Raw genomic sequence first — 16580 nt, 5'->3', positions numbered from 1 at the left:
CCGCCATATGCACTTGTCGGGATAAAAACTACTGTTTGTGCGTTTTAGAGTGCTCGCGGGGAATGCCGCTCGGCCGTTCCATCCGTTTCGGGAGTGCTCATGGTCTTGTCCATTTCGGGGGTTGTCCTGCTCGGTGTCGTCGTCTTCGTGTTCTTCCGCAAGGACGGCCTGAAGCTGTCGCACGCCGCGGTGTGCTCGTTGTTCGGGTTCTATCTGGCGGGGACGGCGGTGGCCCCGAGCATCCAGGCGGGTGGGGCGAGCATCGCCGAACTGCTGGGCGGGATCAGCCTGTAGCGCCATGACTGCGGCGAGGGTGGTCTTCCGCGGGTTCGCGCGGCTGGCCGGGGGTGCCCGGCGGAGGTGGGGGCGGCTGCCGGGGGAACGGCGGCTGCCCGCGGCGGCGGGGGTGGCCGCCGCGGCGCTGCTGGTGGCGGTGGTGCCGTTCGGGCCCGCGGTGTGTCTGGGGGTGCTGCTGGTCGCCGCGGTGTGGGCGGGGTGGGGTGAGGGGGGCCCGGAGCCGGTGGGCGAGCCGGATGTGGAGGCGCGGCTCGCGATGGTGTACGAGGCGCTGGTGCCGTTGTTCGCGTCGGCGGCCGATCCTTCGCCGGAGCCGCTGTACGCGTACGGCGGGGCGTGGGAGCGGTGCTTCACGTCGGTGGCGTTCGGGGGCGACGGGCGGCTCGCGCGGCTGCGGCTGCGGTATCCGGCGTTCTTTCCCGACGGCGACGAGGAGTGCAGGGGGCGGGTGGAGCGGCTGCTCGCAGGGAAGGCGGGGCGGGAGCGGGAGTTCAGGTTCCGGTGGGACGAGGAGCGCGGCGAGCTGGAGATGGTGGTGCTCGGGCCGCTGCCGACGGGGATCGGCGCGCAGCGGTTCGTGACGGGGCCGGGTGAGGTGGTGCTGGGGTTCACGGATCCGGATGTGGTGGACCGTACGGTGCCGGTGCTCGCGGGTCCCGACTACGCGGCGCGGGTGAACGCGGCGCCGGTGGTGTGGCGTACGGGGGTGCGGGCGGCGCACGCGCATCTGCTGGCGGTGGCGTTGCCGGGGGCGGGGGCGACGTCGTTGCTGAGGTCGCTGGCGTTGCAGGCGTTGGAGGAGGGGGATGTGCTGCTGGTGGACGGGTGTGGGGCGGGGGGGTTCGGGTGTTTCGCGGGGCGGGCGGGGGTGGTGGCGGCGGAGTCGTCGCCCGGTGGGGCGGTGGCGGCGCTGGAGTGGGCGGCCCGTGAGACGGAACGGCGGCTGCTCGCGGGTGGGGAGGGGGTGGAGCGGCCGTTGTGGATCGTGGTGGACCGGCCGGCGCTGTTGCGGCATCTGGCGCGGGTGGAGGGGTTGCGGGATCCGTTGGCGCTGCTGGACGTTCCGCTGCGGTTCGGGCGGGCGGGGCGGGTGACGGTGGCGCTGGCCGAGCAGTTCGAGGGGCTTGGGGCGCTGGGTGGGGCGGTGCCGGTGTGCGCGCGGGCGCGGGTGGTGCTGGGGGCGGTGTCGGGTGAGCAGGCGGGCGCGGTACTCGGGGTGGCGCCGCGGGTGATGCCGTCGGGGTGGGCGCCGCCGGGGCGGGGGTTCGCGCGGCTGGGGGCGGGGCCCGTGCTGCGGTTGCAGGTGCCCGCGACGCCCGATCCGGGGGACGCGGCGACGGACGAGATGTTGCGGCGTGCGGTGTTGGCGTTGTTGCCGCAGCGGGTGGGGGCGGTGGCGCCGCGCGGGGGCGGGGGCTGAGGCGGCCGGGTGCGGCCGTGGGCGGTGGGGGGGCGGGCTCGGGGTGGTCAGACGGTGGCGAGGGCGCTGAGGGGGTCGTCGAGTACGGGCTGCCAGGCGAGCTCGGCGGCGCCGACCAGGCTGTTGTGATCGAGCGTGCAGGGCTCGATGGGGACGGCGCCGCTCCTCCCCCACAGGCTGCGTTCCTCCACGGTCGCGCGCAGGCGGTCAGGGTCGGCGGCCAGCAGCCAGCGGTGCAGGCCGCCGAGGATGATGCGGTCGGGGTTGAGGATGTTGACGAGTCCGGCGAGGCCGAGGCCGAGGCGGTCGATGACGGTGGCGGTGGCGTCGCGGACGGCGGGGTCGGTGGCGTGTTCGCCGGTGAGCAGGTCCTGGGCCTGGGCCAGCAGGGACCCTTCGGGTCCTGGGGCGCGGCCCGCTGCCTCGAGGAGGGCGAGCGGGTCGGTCTCGACGTCGAGGCAGCCGCGGCTGCCGCAGTGGCAGGGGCGGCCGTCGGGGTCGACGGTGAGGTGGCCGACTTCGAGGGCGAGTCCCGCGCTGCCGCTGTGGAGGCGGCCTTCGAGGACGAGGGCGCCGCCGACGCCGCGGTGGCCGGTGGCGACGCACAGCAGGTGTGCGGCGCCGTGGCCCGCGCCGTGGCGGTGCTCGGCGAGGGCGGCGAGGTTGATGTCGTTGCCGCAGTGGCCGGTGACGTGGAGGCCGGCGGCGGCGAGGCAGTCGTTGAAGATGTCGCGGACCGGGGCGCCGACGGGCCAGGCGAGGTGGAGGGGGTTGAGCGCGGTGCCCTCGGGTTCGGCGACGGCGGAGGGGACGGCGAGCCCGGCGCCGACGCAGCGGCGGCCGGTGTCGCGGAGCAGGGCGGCGCCCGCGGCGACCACCTCGCCGAGGACCTGGGCGGGGTCGGCGTCGACGGTCACGCAGCCGGGGGCGGTGGCGACGATGTGGCCGCCGAGGCCGACGAGGGCGGCGCGGAAGCCGTCGGCGTGCACCTGGGCGGCGAGGGCGACGGGGCCGTCGGCGGCGACGGACAGCCGGTGGGAGGGGCGGCCCTGGCTGCCGGGGGCGGCGCTGGGCCTGGAGTCGACGGTGATGAGGCCGAGTGTCTGCAACTCGCCCGCGACGGCGCCCGCGGTGGCCCGGGTAACGCCGAGTTCGGTGGTGAGGACGGCGCGGGTGGGGGCGCGGCCTGTGTGCACGAGTTCGAGCGCGGGGCCGAGGGCGTTCCGGCCTCTGTCGAGCCTGGTCCGGGGGGAGGTCACCCGCCTATTCTGGCTTTGTGTCTCCGATAAACAAACTGCGGGCGGTTCTGGTGCCCGGCCCGCGGCGCGCGAGCGGGCCCCGACCGCCGGACGGCGTCGGGGCGTTGCGCGGGTCGCGATGGGCGCTGACGGCGTTCTTCGCGCTCAGCGGCTTCGTGTTCGGGGGGTGGGTGGTGCGCATCCCTGACATCAAGGACCAGACGGGGGCGTCGTCGAGCGCGCTCGGGCTGGCGCTTTTGGGGGTGTCGGCGGGCGCGGTGGTGACGATGGCGCTGGTGGGGCTGCTGTGCCAGCGGTACGGCAACCACCCGGTGGCCGTGGTGGCGGGCACGCTGCTGGCGCTGAGCGTGGCGCTGCCGCCGCACACGCAGTCGGCGGTGACGCTGGGGGCGGTGCTGCTGGTCTTCGGCACGGCGTTCGGCGCGATGAACGTGGCGGTGAACAGCGCCGCGGTGGACATGGTCGCGGCATTGCGGAGACCGGTGATGCCGAGCTTCCACGCGGGGTTCAGCCTGGGCGGGATGCTGGGCGCGGGCCTGGGCGGGCTGGTGGCCGAACACCTCAGCGCCGCCTGGCACCTGGCGCTGCTCGCGGCCATCGGCGTGGGGGTCGCGGCGGTGGCGGGGTGGGCGTTGCTGTCGCGTCCCGCGCCCGCGCCCGTGCTCCGGGCGCGGGCGAACGGCCGGGGGAACGGCCCGGGCCGGGACGAGGCGCCGCGCGGCCGTACACGATGGGTGGTGGCGGTGCTCGGCTTTGTCGCGCTGTGCACGGCCTACGGCGAGGGGGCGCTTGCGGACTGGAGCGCGCTGCACCTGCGGGAGTCGCTCGACGCCGGGGCGGGGGTGGCGGGCGCGGGTTACGCGGTGTTCGCGCTCGCGATGACGGTGGGCCGGCTGACGGGCATGGCGACGCTGCGGCGGCTCGGGCAGGAGCGGACGCTGATGGCGGGTGGCGCGACGGCGGCGGGCGGGATGCTGCTGGCGTCGCTCGCGCCCACCGTGTGGCTCGCGCTCGCCGGTTTCGTGGTGACGGGGCTGGGCCTGGCCAACATCTTCCCCGTCGCCATCGGGCAGGCCGGTGCGCTCGCCGGGCCGCGGGGCGTCGCGGCCGCCTCCACGCTGGGCTACGGCGGGCTGCTGCTCGGGCCCGTGGCGATCGGGTTCCTCGCGGACTGGCTCACGCTGCCCGCGGCGATGACGACCGTGGCGCTGCTGGCCGCGGTGACCGCGGTGACCGTGTGGGCGCTGCGCGGCGCGCTGAGGCCGCAGGCCGACGCCGTACGCTGAAGGTCATGAGGACCAGGCCGGATGACGTCGGGGATGGGGAACTGGCCGCCGCGGTGCGGGAGTCGTGGGGGTGGTCGCCCGCCGCGGTGCGCCATGTGCCGGTCGGCTTCGGCGACCACCACTGGGTGGCCGAGGGCGCCACGGGCGAGCGCAGGTTCGTCACGGTGACGGACCTGGGGCGGCGCGGGGAGCAGGCCGCGGCGGGCGAGTTCGCGGGGCTGCGGGCAGCGTTGGGGACCGCCGTGGCGCTGGCGGGGGACGGCGGACTCGACTGCGTGGTCGCCCCGCTGCCGACGGCCCGTGGCGAGGCGGTGCTGCGGTGGGGCGAGCGGTACGCGCTGTCGGTCTTCCCGTTCGTCGACGGCGTGGCCGGGGACTTCGGCGACGCGGTGCCGACGGACGAACGGGGGGCGCTGGCCCGGCTGTTGGCCGGGCTGCACCGTGCGACGCCCGCCGTGCCCGACGCGCCGGCGCACGACGTGGCCCTCGCCGCGCGTGACGTGGTCGAGGCGGCGCTCGACGAGCTGGGCGCGCCGTGGTCGGGCGGCCCGTACGCCGAGCCCGCGCGCGAGCTGCTCGCCTCGTACGGCGCGGGGGTGCTGCGCGATGTGCTCGCGTGGTTCGACGCGTTGGCCGGGCGCGTGGGCGGCGACGGCACGGCGCTGGTGATCACGCACGGCGAGCCGCATCCGGGCAATGTGCTGCGGGCGGGCGGGCGGCGTCGCCTGGTGGACTGGGACACCGTGGGGCTCGCGCCGCCCGAGCGCGACCTGTGGCTGGCGACGGCCGGGGACCCGGCGGCGCTCGAGGCGTACGCGGCGGCCTCGGGGCGTGAGCCGTCGGCGGAGGCGCTCTCGCTGTACCGGCTGCGCTGGGACCTGGACGATCTCGCCGAGTTCCTGGGCGAGTTCCGCGGCCCGCACCGGCGCACGCCCGACACCGAGCTCGCCTGGGGGGGCCTGGCGGGCGCGGTGGAGCGGGCGGTGGCCGCGCTGCCGGGAACGGCCGGGCGGCTCGGGCGGCCCGGGCGGTGAGCGGCGGGGGTCCGCTGGCGCGGGCGCTGCGCGAGCCGGGCGATCCGCCGCTGCGGCCGCTGCCCGAAGAGGTGGCCGCGCTGCTGGTCGAGCTGGCCGCGCCGCCGCGGCTCGCGGCGCACCTGCGGGCCGTGCACGACGTGGCCTACCAGCTCGTCGCGTGGGTTGGGCCGCGCCATCCCGCGGTGCCGTTGGACCGGGAGGCGGTGCTGTTCGGCGCGGCCACGCACGACATCGGCAAGGTCGCGTGGGTGGCCGAGCTCTCTGGCCCTGGCGCGGCGCACGAGGAGGCCGGGCGGCGGCTCCTGCTGGAACGCGGGGTCGAGCCGCGGCTGGCGCGCTTCGCGGGGACGCACGCCGCGTGGGACCGGCCGGGGGTGGGGCTGGAGGACGTGCTGGTGAGCGTCGCGGACAAGGTCTGGAAGAACAAGCGCGTGCCCGGCCTCGAGGACCGGCTGCTCGCGCTGCTCGTGGCCGCGGGTGGCGGGGAGCGGTGGGAGGAATTCCTGGCGCTCGACGAGGAGTTGGAACGGATCGGCGCGGGGGCCGACGGGCGGCTGGCGTTCCAGGCGGCCTTCCCCGTGCGGGCCTGACGGCGGGGCCCCGCGATCGGGCCCTGCGGTGGAACCCCGCGGGGACGGGCCGAGGTTACCCGCGGGTAGGGGCGCGTGGTAGCGTCCGGGCATGGCTCGTTCGGTCAGGCCGGGCACGCTGCGCCGGCTGATGCGCTGGTGGCCGCCGTTCCGGGGGGCCGGGGTGCGGGTGCAGGAGATCGCCGACGACTGGGGACACCTCCGGGTGCGGCTGCGCCTGGGCCGGTGGAACCGGAACTGGTTCGGGACGCAGTTCGGCGGCTCGCTGTACGCGATGTGCGACCCGTTCTGGGCGCTGATGCTCGTGCAGCGGCTCGGTCGTGGCTATGTGGTGTGGGACAAGTCGGCGGAGATCGAGTACGTCTCCCCGGGGCGCGGCGACGTGTTCGCGGAGTTCACGCTGTCCGAGGAGCGCGTGGCCGAGATACGGGCGGCGGCCGAGGGCGGCGAGAAGGTGCTGCCGTGGTTCGCGTGCACGGTGGTGGCCGCGGACGGCACGGTGGTGGCGCGGGTGCGCAAGCAGGTGTACGTGCGGCGTCAGCCCAGCCAGCCCGGCCGCACCAGCCCCGACTCGTAGGCGAGAACGACGAGTTGGGCCCGGTCGCGGGCGCCGAGCTTGACCATGGCGCGGCTGACGTGGGTCTTGGCGGTCAGCGGCGAGACGACCAGCCGCCGGGCGATCTCCTCGTTGGACAGCCCGATGCCGACCAGGGCCATCACCTCCCGTTCCCGCTCGGTGAGCCCGGCGAGCCCGGCCGCGGCCGCGGGCTCCTTGGAACGGGCGGCGAACTCGGCGATCAGGCGGCGGGTGACCCCGGGCGAGAGCAGCGCGTCGCCCGCCACGACGGCCCGGACGGCGCGGACCAGCTCGTCGGGCTCGGTGTCCTTGACCAGGAAGCCGGAGGCGCCCGACCTGATGGCCTCGAAGACGTACTCGTCCAGCTCGAACGTGGTGAGCATGACGCCCCGCACCCCCGTGAGGTCGGGGTCCTCGGTGATGCGGCGCGTGGCGGCCAGGCAGTCGAGCACCGGCATCCGGATGTCCATCAGCACCACATCGGGGCGGCGTTCGCGCGCCAGGGCCAGGGCCCGCTCGCCGTCCGCGGCCTCGCCGGTGACCTCGATGTCGGGCTGCGCGTCCAGCAGGGCGCGAAACCCCGCCCGCACGAGCACCTGGTCGTCGGCGAGGAGGACTCTTACACATCTTACGTTGGGGTCCCCGGGGCGCGTCGCGGTCATGGCAACCAGGGTAGGCGGCACCCATGCGGAAGCCCCGCCCGTGCGCCACGGGGGCAGCGCACGGACGGGGCGGCTCGGGGCGGCTGCCGACGAGCGGCTAGCCGCGTCGTGCTGCGGCGCGCTCTCTGACCTGGGCGGACTGCTCAAGCACTGTGAGCCAGTACGCCCGTTCTTCGTCGCTGACTTCGTCCAGCCCTTCAAGGTCGGCGTATTCGGCATGTGGGGGCGCGTCGTTGCGGATGGTGGGTGGCTCTGCCGGTGGCAATTCCATGGTCGGCGGATCGTGGGGAATGGTGGCCGGAATGAGGGGAACAGCCCCGCTACGTCCCGCGTCAGCGCGGTGGCGGCCCGAAGGATGGATGAGCAACCCGAGCCACGCAATGAAGCGGGCGGTAAGGTTCTGCACGTCAACAGCTCCGATCTGTTGGCCATGCCCCGGGGGTGTTCGCGCACCCGCCGGGGTCCTAGCTCGATGTTCGAATTGGCTAACTGGTCTGCTCTTGCTGGCTAGACTCCCGTCATGGTTGACGCGTTCGTTCCGTATGAACGGCACCCGGCTTGCGGCGTGTGTCCGGCAAGGCGATTTCCGCTGGGGGAATTCGACGTTGCCGAGCGGCCATCCAGAGATTTCCCGTTCAATCCGGAGGACGGCCACCGGTACACGGCGGACGGCATTCCCGTCTGTGTCCATCCGGACAAGGTGGGCGTTCCCGCAGCCCGCTACAAGTCGGACGGCATTTCGCTGACCGCCGATCTGACGTTGCCCGACAGCGCGGACGAACTTGCCGACTATCTGCGCGAGGTGTTGCACGGCGCAGCGCCCGGCGTTCTCGACGTGCTTATTGAGAAGGCCATTTCCGAGATCGGTCGCCGTTTCCCGGAAGTCAATGTGACTGAGACGCTGCGCCGCGCTCTCAATTAGGCGGCCGGGACCTCGAAGGTGATGCGGTGTTCGCGTCCGGAGCGGGCCAGGCCGATGCTGTCGTATCGCTCGGCCAGCAGCTCCCGGCGCCGGATCACCTCGTTGTGGTCCAGCCAGTAACGGGACGGCGGCTCGCCCCAGGCGGCGACGTAGGCGGAGTGCGTGAAGTCGCCCCGGCTGTAGTCGGTGTGCTCCTGGTCCGTCTGGTGGATGATGTGGACGCCGACGCGCTCCGCGATGCGTGCCAAGAGCTGCGGCTGAGCGATCATCGCGTGCGTCATCTCGTCCACGGGAACGGCGATCGGGATTTCCGCCGTGTTCTCGTCGCCGGTCAGTTCGTAGACGGCGGCCTTGAGGGCCAACGCCCGCAGTCCCTCGATGAGGAGGGCGGGGGCGTCGCTCTCAAGGTGCCATTCGCTGATGACCGGGAAGCCGGTGAAGCACTGCCAGTCCTCGGAGTATTCGAGGGTGGCGGCCTCGAAGGCGCCGTATTCCCGGTCGGCCTGGATGGCGACCAGGATTTGATGTGCCCTTTCCGCCACCCTGTCGGGCGACGGCAGGGCAATTGCTGTGGTCACGACCGAACTCCTTCGTGTTTCGGGTTAGGTTGTGCCTTGCGCTCCCTCCCCTGCCGTCGCGCTGTCCTATATCCGCCGACAGGGGCGGGGGTTGAAACCCGATCCCGCAGAGGCCGCTACGGGAACTTCTCCGCAGGATCGGGAACCTTGAGGTGCGGTTTCTCCTCGGTCAAAAGCGATAGCTGGTGATCGGTTCGAGGGTCCCGCCCGCACACTCCGGACATGGGACTTTCCATGTGCCTGTGCACGTGTCGCAGCCGAAGAAGCCGTAGCAGTGCGGGCACCAAATCTTCCGGTGACCGAAGCAAGTGCCGCAGTAGAAGGAGGGGGGATCACTGCTGCGGCTCTGCTTCGGCTCCCTGGATATGCTCACCCGGCAAGCTCAGCGTCGGCGATTTCAACCGCCGCACTCAGTCGTTCCCCTATGACACACCGGGAACCGGTCGAGCAGTCGTCGCACTCTTCTTCGTGCATCTCGGCAGCGGAATGGAGTTGCTGAACGTCAGCGGATTTCGGATAGGCGGAGACTTCGCGTTCAGGCATGGCAACGCTCCGGCGTGAACGGTCGCAAGTCGCTGCGGCGGGCCTGCCATTCCTTGCCGCCACCCTGCGGGCGGAGCATCGCGTACGGTCCCGCCTGGCCCATGTAGGCGCCCACGCGGCCGGCCGCGTCTCTCACCAGCTCGCCCACCTTCGGGTGATCGTGGCTAGTCTTGCTCATGGCTGCCTGGCCTTTCAGGTGGTCCATGCCCCCGGGCCGTCTAGCCACGGTCGCGGGGGTGCGGCATATGCGCGCCCTACGAGCTTCGCCAGGGCGGGCAGGCATGGACACAGGGAACGGGGAACCCCGCAAGGGGCTTTGGGGAACCCCGCTAACCAGGCCGGGGCTACCCTTGGGGTACATCGCTGCCGACCCTGCTAGGTGAGCCATGGACGACCGCGCAGCCCAGCGCACCGGCTACCCGCTGACGATCCCTGACGCGCTGCTGAACAGTGAGGCCATGCAGCGAGCGTGCGCCACGCGGAACTTTCAGGAGATCTTCCGCCTGGTCAACAGGCGCACTGGTTCCAGTCACGCGGATATCGCAGCTGCCATCGGCAAGATGACGAGTTCCCGCGTGAGCGACATCATCCGGGGTGTCCGAGGTATTCGCGGGCGAAGCGTGATTGAACGCGTTGCCGATGGCTTCGGGATTCCTGGCGAAATTCTCGGTCTGCCGAGGCGGCCATGGGAGAGTTCCCCAAAGGGGCTTGACGGATCTACCAATACCAGGGCTAGCGTCAGGGGCGCAGGGCAACGTAGATCGGTTCCCAATACGGCCATGCCGCCTTTTATTCCGCTCGCGGTGCCACAAGCGGACTCGGAATCCTCGCTGCCAGATATTCCGGACTCTGATAGGGCGGCCATGGACTCATTCAGGATGGCGGACCGTCAGCTTGGCGGAGGGCATCTTTACAGCTCAGTAACGCATTATCTGAGAACCAGTGTTGCGCCAAGGATCTTCGGCACCGAAAGCGCAAACACCATGGACACCTTTACGGCTGCCGCCGCGCTGACCGAAATGGCCGGATGGATGGCCCATGATTCGGGTCAAGACATGAGAGCGCGACGGCACTTTGAGCGCGCCTTGCCACTCGCTCAAGCTGGTTCTGATAGTGCACTAGGTGCCCATATCAAGGCCAGCATGAGCCATCTAGCCCTGCAAATGAATCAGCCTCGGGAGGCGATGGCGCTTGTGCAATCGGGGCAACAAGTTGCCAAATCTGGTCCCCTTGTCCCGACCCTGAATGCCCGCCTCTACGCCATGGAAGCCCGTGCTTTTGCACGCACAGGCAGGGAGTCAGAATTTCGCAGGGCGATCGACGCTTCAGCCGAATATCTAACACGTCAACCCGACGAACTTCCGTCTGCCTGGATCAGCGATTTCGATATGGCCTCACTTGCCAGCGAGGCTGTACTATGCCTGAAAGATCTCGGCCAACTTTCGGCGGCAGCTAACGAGGCCGAGCGGGCGGTCTCCTTGCGAACCGGCGAACGGGCACGTAGCAGAATTTTTAGCCAGATTTCCCTAGCAGTGATCAGGGCACAGATGGGAGACTTGGATGCGGCATGCGCTATCGGTGTGGAACTGCTCGAATCCTGCCGCATGCTGGGGTCTCTGCGCATCACGTATCAGCTTATGGATCTAGCTGAAGCTTTGGAGCCCTTCAAGTCCGATTCGCAAGTGATCGATCTACTAGACTCCCTGGCAATAGTTAATCGGCAAAGGAGTCTACTGCTGGCGGGTATCACCTCGCCGGAAAACGCAGGGGAGGCGCCATGACTCGCCAACCAAAGCCCGGAACCGCCGAATGGGATGCATATCTCGCGGAAGGTAACGCCAAGCAAGCGCGCAAGCGTATCGCCGCTGACGTAATTCTTCGTGACGACACAGGAAGAGTATTGCTAGTAAATCCCACCTATAAGGACGGATGGGATCTCCCCGGCGGAATGGTTGAAGCAAACGAATCCCCTGTTGAGGCAGCCAGCCGTGAATTGTTCGAAGAATTGGGAATTAAGCTAAAGCCACTTGGCGTGTTGTCCGTGGATTGGGACCCGCCACACGGACCGTGGGACGATCAGATCGTCATAATTTTTGACGGTGGAGAATTGAGCCCTCACGAAGTCAAGGCATTGCGTCCACATGATTCCGAACTCTCCGCCTGCGCCTTCTATGCGCCGGAAGATGCAATTACCGCTCTGCGCCCACGCATCCGTAATCGAGTCAGCCAGGCCATCGAAGCACTTGCGACAGGAAGACCGCGCTACACGGAATCTGGCCACGCCCACTGGTGACGGTGAATTCAGGATGAGGATCGGGGATTCATGGATCAGGTATTAGCCGCCGTACTGGGCGCACTGGTGGGCGCTGTGGCAACTTGGGCTGGCGCATACCTAAATTCCAGTTCTTCGGAGCGGTTGAACAAACGACAAGCGCGCCGCGAGTCCTACTTGGCACTTCTGCGCGCTTATGATCGTTTTCTAGAGCAGGCCCAGGTCTTCTGTGACTCGCTATACAAGGGTGACTACCGCCCAGAGCAGTTTGATTCGCAACTCGACGAACCTATTAAGAAATTCAATGAGATTCGAGTATGCGCATCAGTTGTTACGCTTGACGGCCCGCCCCCCATTTGCGAGGAAGCGAATAGGCTGGTCAATGATGCATATAACTATCTAAGTTACTGTCATCAGGCTCGCAGCCTCATCACTGAGACAAATCCTCAAGTCAGTCCGGAAAGAGTTGACTTTCTGCGCCTGCGGTATCTGTGGCTGGCATCCTCACTCTATTCTTTCCGAGAAAATGCCAGTCGGTACGTGTAGCTCATCGACCTTGGAACCCGTACACGGTGCGAGCTGCTATACGCTTGCGGTCTTCCATGGGGCGCTGAGGGGGTATCCCCCCAGGTTGGTGCACACGCACGCGTCGTCATGCGCACGCATTCAGCGAGTGGCTATACGGCTCCGGTGAATCGCTCAGGGCGTCTCGGCTCACCCTCCACCCTGTTGACTCCTACTGCGTGAGCGTGACCTTGGTGACTGCTGCGGGGTGTGGGAAGCCGAATCCGACGCGCATGGTTCCGCGAACGGCTACCTGGTCGGAGCTGAAATAGGCGTCGGCGCTGATGTCCACACGCACATCCCGCCGAAGCACCACGAATACCCGGTCGCGCGGGATTCCCCACACGGTGCCCGGAGTTACGGCCGGGGAGACGAACAGCGGGACCCCAGCGATGACGCGACGTGTCGGTGTGGTCGGGTCTGAGCCGAGCAACGGCCGGTTGCTGCCGGTCTGTTCCTTGAGCTGCGCCAGGGCCAGGGCGTCATTCGGATGCGCGGTGAAACTCGTCAGCGTGGCGCCGACATTCTCCGCCGCAGCGATTGCCGACAGGAACGGATCGAGATTCGTCCACTTGCGGCCGGCCGCGACCCCCGATATTCCGGTCAGCTTTTCCAGTCCGTTCGGGGCCGGATGCGGCAGGCTGCCGAAGAATGCGGCATCGACTTGCCGGGCGATGGAGCGGGCCAGGCCGTTGCCGACGATCTGCTGTGCGTCGGGGTTGGAGTCCTCGGCCAGTTCGGAGGAAACGACGGTGAGCCCGCCGACCTTCGCGGGTATGACGACTTCTTCCCCAAGGGTGGCATCCTCGTTGGGGATTTCCTCGCCTTCGCGTACCCATGCGGCACCGGCATCTTCTACCACGATCGGCAGATGCATCCGGGTCGAATCGGTCGCGAGCTGAGTTGCGACCTGAAAGGCCGTCGATTCATCCTGTACCGGTTGGATGACAAGCGTTGCGTAGTCGTCGGGTGTGATGCCCTGCGCGCCGGGCGCAGTTGTGAAGAGACTCAAGTTTGCCTGCCTTTCCTAGAGTTCGCCGGAGAATCGGCCGTTGCTGAGGAACGTCACGCCGCTTTCGCCCTTGCGGCGGTTCTCTCGTGCGCGCTGGAATGCGCCCGGCCATGTGGCGTGAGGGCCGGAGGCGGTGGGGTCCAGGCCGCCGCGCCCGATGGGCAGGTTTGGACTCTGTTTCTGAATGGCGGAGTCCAACGCTGCGGCGCGTTCCCGTAGTTCTTCGAGCGGCATGTTTCCGAATACGTGCAGCATCTCGGGAGTGATATTCCTGTACCGCTTTGCGAGATCGGTTATCGCGTCTTCGCGTTCCCGGTCCGCCTTCTCCTTCTCCAGCTCCGCAACGCGTTTGGTCAGCTCGGCTATCCGGGCCTCGTGCTCCGCGCTGGCGCCCTGGTCGTCGGCGTCCGTCCTGGCGTCCGCTGTGGCGTCCGTAGGGCGCTCGGCAGACCCTTGGTGGTCCTCGGGTCCGTGCGGCGCGTCGGCGTCCGCCTGGGGCGCGCTGGGCGCATCAGAAGACACGCGCGGTCTCCAGGCTCGCGATAGGCGACAGGGCGCGCGCCGCCTCGTCACGCGTCAACGTGTCGTTGCTGAGTCCGGTCTCAACAACGGCACGAAGTGCTTCGCTGACCTCGCGGCGCATGGTCTTGTACTTCGCGTGTGTGTCCCACTCACCGGCGTAAGCGGCCAGCCACATCACGGTGCACAGAATCGCGATGAACCGGCGGTGCTGATCGATTTCTTCGCGTGTGTCGGTCACGGAGGTTTTCCCTTCCTGCGGATACGAAGAATGGCCCCCGCGCCGGGGCGTGGCTCCATCGCTGGCCGCAGATCCAGCGAGAGCAACACCCGCGATGCGCGGGGGCCATGAGAAGGTGCGGCGCCCCACGGGCGCGTGCCACCGGTCGAGAGAAGCCTGTGTCCGAGACGCTCTGCGGTGCGCCCCAAGAGCATGCGACGGGGCGCGTTCTCACGTGCTCGGCGCGCCGTCCATGCCCTCATCTATAGGGAGAGCGCAAGGGGTTCCTACAGCGGCGTTCGGATGGGGTGACGAGTGACGGTTTCACATGTGAGTCGGGGTTGTTCGCACAAAGACGGGAAGCACGCTTCTCGCAGGGGCGATGTGAAACCCTCGTCATTTCGTCACCCGTCACCCCTAAATGTCACTACGCATATGGGTGACTACACTCGGCTGATCGGTCCGGCTTGGGATGAGTGCCCGCGCCGCCCCACAGATCACGAACCCGCCGAGGACCTGTGTAGCGCACATCACAGCAGTTCTTTGTCTCGTCCAGCGGCCCCCAGACAAGCGAACGGCCCGCCCCGGGGCAACTCCCCCGAGACGGGCCGTGAAGGGCTCAGGCGCGCGTCAGGCCGCCATGGCCATGGCTTCCTGTCCCTCCCTGTCGGTGGACTCGGCGGGCTCGGCCCACTCGATCGTCACGCGGGCGTCGCCGTCGAACTTCACGCCCTGCGCGCGTGCCTTGACGATCGTCACGCGGTTGATCGCCAGCCGCAAAAGGTCGCGCTTCATCGGCAGGTCCACCGCCTCCCACGCGGCTATGAGTTCGTCCCGGTCCAGGCTGGCGAACGGCAGGTTCAACGGCCCATCGGCGGAATAGCGCGCTACCCCTTCCCGCGCGGATTCCACGGCCGCCGTGGCGTCCTTGAGCATTGGACCGAAGTACCGCGCTGCTGGCCCGTCGTAGACGCCCGCCTGGCGGTCGTCCAGGAGCCGCTTAAGGTCCGCCTCGGCGGCCCGCAGCACTGCCCGCGCGGCCTGCTCCTCCTCGGTTTCCTCCGGCTTCACACGAGCCGCCCAGCGCTCCGAGACCGCCAACATGATCGGATCGTCAAGCTCCGCGTTGGTAAGCCGTGCCAACCACCGCTGAAAGACGTATTCCTCTATCTGGTCTCCCCGAACTCCCGCCCGTGCGGGGCAATTACGTCCGCCGATCACGGCAGCACACTGGTAAGAGCGTCCCTGGAACGGCATCGAGTGCTCACAACCCCCGCACCGAGTAAGACCCGTCAGAAGGTGCCTGGGGCGGGTATTCCGCGTCGGCGTGCACGGCGGAATCGTGCGCTGAACGATCAGCCCTTGCAGCGTGGCGAGTGCCTTTCGCTGCCTTTCCTCGCTCACCAGCGCGACGGGCCCACCGTCCTTGCCGACCAGCCGCACGCGGTGGCCGCTGTCGTCGCGATAAACAGTTGGCTTGGCCTTCACCTGGATCATCTGCCAGCCGACATACGCGGGGTGCCGCAGCATTCGCGATACATACCCGTACCGCCACCCCTTCCCGCCCGGCCCGGGAACTCCGGCCCCGTCGAGCCAGCGGACGATATCCCGAGTCGATGCCCCCTCTTCCGCGACCCTGCGGAATATCTCCCGCACCACCTCAGCGCGGGACATGAAGCCCTCGGCGGCCGGAGTGTCATCCGGGTACAGGTACCGGTCCCGCGTGACCTTGTAACCCCACGGCGGACGCCCGGCAACCCACAGACCCTTATCGCGCTGCTCGGCTTTCGTGTCACACACCCGCTGTGACAACTGCTCCGAGTATTCCCGCGCTTCCTCGGCCCGGTTGATGATCCAGCGACGATCCCGCGATTCGTTCGAGTCAAGGCCGTCCATATCGAAGATGACCCGCGCCTTGCCGATCACCTTCAACAAGTCTTCCGCGCCCTTACGGCTGAACCTGTCGATCGCATACGCCCACAGGGCGGGAACTTCCGCCTGGGCCAGCGCCCGCAACGCCCGGTCGAAATCCGAGCGCTTCACGTCCTTGAAAGCGCTCTGAATGTCCTTCCACACCTTCCGGACGGCGTACCCGTTCCGGTGCGCCCAACGGTGCCCCTGCTCCCGCTGCGCGTCGGTGCTCTGTTCCCTGCGGTGGTCGTCCTTCTTGAGGCGCTTCGACTTGCGCGTGTACAGGTCGATGGCGTTCGGCTCCACCTGGCCGCAGATGGTGCAAGCGTGCTCGCTCGGCATGACGTGATCACGTCCCCGGTCGTCGGTGATCCCCCTCACCACACCGGGAGCGCAACGGCTTCCCAAGCGGAAACCCGCAGGTCACGCCCTACGTGTGCAAGGGTTCACTCCTCCTCCGCAAGCAGGACCCGGATCACGTCGTCTCCTCGTCGCCGGGGTGTGGCAGGCCGGTCAGGGGCAGCCGGGCGGTGACGCGGAATCCGCCGTCGGGCCTGGGGCCGGCGGCCACGGTACCGCCGAAGGCCGCGGCGCGTTCCCGCATGCCGACCAGGCCGCTGCCGCCGCCACCGCTGCCGCTGCCGCTGCCGCGGGTGGACGGCCCGTCGTCGTCCACGCGCAGCTCCAGCGTGTCGGGGCCGTAGCGCAGCAGGACGCGGGCGGTGCGCGATCCCGAGTGCCTGACGGTGTTGGTCAGCGCCTCCTGCACGATGCGGAACGCCGCGAGGTCCGCGCCCGGGGGCAGCGGTGCGGGTCTCCCCCGCGTCTCGGTGGCGACCGACAGGCCCGCGCGGCCCGCCTGTTCGGCCAGCTCGGGCAGCCGGTCGAGCCCCGGCGCGGGCGCGCGGGGC

The 16580-nt window shown here is 69.2% G+C and carries 20 protein-coding genes; 10 read left to right on the top strand and 10 right to left on the bottom strand.

Translation table 11 applies throughout. The annotated features are described in order from the left end of the window. The first annotated feature begins 99 nt into the window (after positions 1-99). Positions 100-294, top strand: a complete 195-nt coding sequence (locus DEH69_RS17525) for a hypothetical protein (protein ID WP_113687931.1) — start codon at positions 100-102, stop codon at positions 292-294. 4 nt (positions 295-298) lie between these two features. Next, a complete protein-coding gene (locus DEH69_RS17515; protein WP_181727473.1) occupies positions 299-1717 on the top strand; it encodes a hypothetical protein in 1419 nt (472 codons plus the stop codon). Positions 1718-1764: 47 nt separating this feature from the next. On the opposite strand, the gene DEH69_RS17510 is transcribed toward DEH69_RS17515, so the two are convergent. Continuing rightward, on the bottom strand, positions 1765-2976 hold the full coding sequence (locus tag DEH69_RS17510; protein ID WP_113687921.1) for an ROK family protein: 1212 nt from the start codon (positions 2974-2976) through the stop codon (positions 1765-1767). A gap of 47 nt (positions 2977-3023) precedes the next feature. Here DEH69_RS17510 and DEH69_RS17505 point away from each other — a divergent pair, with 47 nt between their 5' ends. The 4 genes from DEH69_RS17505 (at position 3024) to DEH69_RS17490 (ending at position 6466) form a co-directional block, all read left to right on the top strand. Further along, positions 3024-4262 (top strand): MFS transporter, encoded by a 1239-nt coding sequence (locus DEH69_RS17505; protein WP_369008273.1) that lies wholly within the window; start codon positions 3024-3026, stop codon positions 4260-4262. Between the two features lie 5 nt (positions 4263-4267). Beyond that, positions 4268-5296, top strand: coding sequence for a phosphotransferase (locus tag DEH69_RS17500; RefSeq protein WP_181727472.1), 1029 nt, complete (start codon positions 4268-4270; stop codon positions 5294-5296). Then, positions 5293-5889, top strand: a complete 597-nt coding sequence (locus DEH69_RS17495; protein ID WP_258534742.1) for an HD domain-containing protein — start codon at positions 5293-5295, stop codon at positions 5887-5889. The genes DEH69_RS17500 and DEH69_RS17495 overlap by 4 nt, the downstream gene beginning before the upstream one ends. Positions 5890-5980: 91 nt before the next feature. After that, entirely contained in the window at positions 5981-6466 is a 486-nt protein-coding gene (locus DEH69_RS17490; RefSeq protein WP_113687919.1) for a DUF4442 domain-containing protein, read from the top strand. Here the strand turns inward: DEH69_RS17490 and DEH69_RS17485 are convergent. Further along, complete coding sequence (locus DEH69_RS17485) at positions 6427-7128, bottom strand: response regulator transcription factor (protein ID WP_113687918.1); 702 nt, start codon at positions 7126-7128, stop codon at positions 6427-6429. The two genes, DEH69_RS17490 and DEH69_RS17485, sit on opposite strands and share 40 nt — an antisense overlap. Positions 7129-7225: 97 nt before the next feature. Next, positions 7226-7534, bottom strand: a complete 309-nt coding sequence (locus tag DEH69_RS31035; protein ID WP_147255660.1) for a hypothetical protein — start codon at positions 7532-7534, stop codon at positions 7226-7228. 114 nt (positions 7535-7648) lie between these two features. On the opposite strand from DEH69_RS31035, the gene DEH69_RS17480 reads away from it, so the two are divergent. After that, positions 7649-8050 carry a hypothetical protein gene (locus DEH69_RS17480; protein ID WP_113687917.1) on the top strand — a complete coding sequence of 134 codons (402 nt, stop codon included), beginning with the start codon at positions 7649-7651 and terminating at the stop codon, positions 8048-8050. Here the strand turns inward: DEH69_RS17480 and DEH69_RS17475 are convergent. After that, entirely contained in the window at positions 8047-8628 is a 582-nt protein-coding gene (locus DEH69_RS17475) for a hypothetical protein (RefSeq protein ID WP_113687916.1), read from the bottom strand. The genes DEH69_RS17480 and DEH69_RS17475 overlap by 4 nt on opposite strands. Before the next feature lie 535 nt (positions 8629-9163). After that, entirely contained in the window at positions 9164-9376 is a 213-nt protein-coding gene (locus DEH69_RS17470) for a hypothetical protein (protein WP_113687915.1), read from the bottom strand. Positions 9377-9557: 181 nt separating this feature from the next. Here DEH69_RS17470 and DEH69_RS31580 point away from each other — a divergent pair, with 181 nt between their 5' ends. Genes DEH69_RS31580 through DEH69_RS31030 form a run of 3 tightly spaced genes read left to right on the top strand, consistent with a single transcriptional unit; the run spans position 9558 to position 11989 of the window. Further along, a complete protein-coding gene (locus tag DEH69_RS31580; protein ID WP_181727471.1) occupies positions 9558-10952 on the top strand; it encodes an XRE family transcriptional regulator in 1395 nt (464 codons plus the stop codon). Further along, positions 10949-11464: an NUDIX domain-containing protein gene (locus DEH69_RS17460; protein ID WP_113687914.1), complete on the top strand. Its 516-nt coding sequence runs from the start codon at positions 10949-10951 to the stop codon at positions 11462-11464. The genes DEH69_RS31580 and DEH69_RS17460 overlap by 4 nt, the downstream gene beginning before the upstream one ends. A gap of 30 nt (positions 11465-11494) precedes the next feature. Continuing rightward, positions 11495-11989 (top strand): hypothetical protein, encoded by a 495-nt coding sequence (locus DEH69_RS31030; protein ID WP_147255659.1) that lies wholly within the window; start codon positions 11495-11497, stop codon positions 11987-11989. 190 nt (positions 11990-12179) lie between these two features. Here the strand turns inward: DEH69_RS31030 and DEH69_RS17455 are convergent, their stop codons facing one another. The 5 genes from DEH69_RS17455 to DEH69_RS17435 all read right to left on the bottom strand — a co-directional run. Beyond that, positions 12180-13019, bottom strand: coding sequence for a phage major capsid protein (locus DEH69_RS17455; protein ID WP_220131286.1), 840 nt, complete (start codon positions 13017-13019; stop codon positions 12180-12182). A 15-nt stretch (positions 13020-13034) separates the two neighbouring features. After that, positions 13035-13541: a hypothetical protein gene (locus DEH69_RS17450; RefSeq protein ID WP_113687913.1), complete on the bottom strand. Its 507-nt coding sequence runs from the start codon at positions 13539-13541 to the stop codon at positions 13035-13037. After that, on the bottom strand, positions 13531-13779 hold the full coding sequence (locus DEH69_RS17445) for a hypothetical protein (RefSeq protein WP_113687912.1): 249 nt from the start codon (positions 13777-13779) through the stop codon (positions 13531-13533). The genes DEH69_RS17450 and DEH69_RS17445 overlap by 11 nt, the downstream gene beginning before the upstream one ends. A 609-nt stretch (positions 13780-14388) precedes the next feature. Then, the gene (locus tag DEH69_RS17440; RefSeq protein ID WP_147255657.1) at positions 14389-16011 is read right to left on the bottom strand and encodes a recombinase family protein; all 1623 of its coding nucleotides are present in this window, start codon (positions 16009-16011) and stop codon (positions 14389-14391) included. A 133-nt stretch (positions 16012-16144) separates the two neighbouring features. Further along, on the bottom strand, positions 16145-16580 hold a 436-nt coding region (locus DEH69_RS17435; protein ID WP_369008272.1), incomplete at its 5' end, for a sensor histidine kinase.

Source organism: Streptomyces sp. PT12 (assembly GCF_003311645.1).
Lineage (GTDB): Bacteria > Actinomycetota > Actinomycetes > Streptomycetales > Streptomycetaceae > Streptomyces.
The sequence above is the reverse complement of the archived record's forward strand: the minus strand, read 5'-3'. Positions and strand labels throughout refer to the sequence as shown.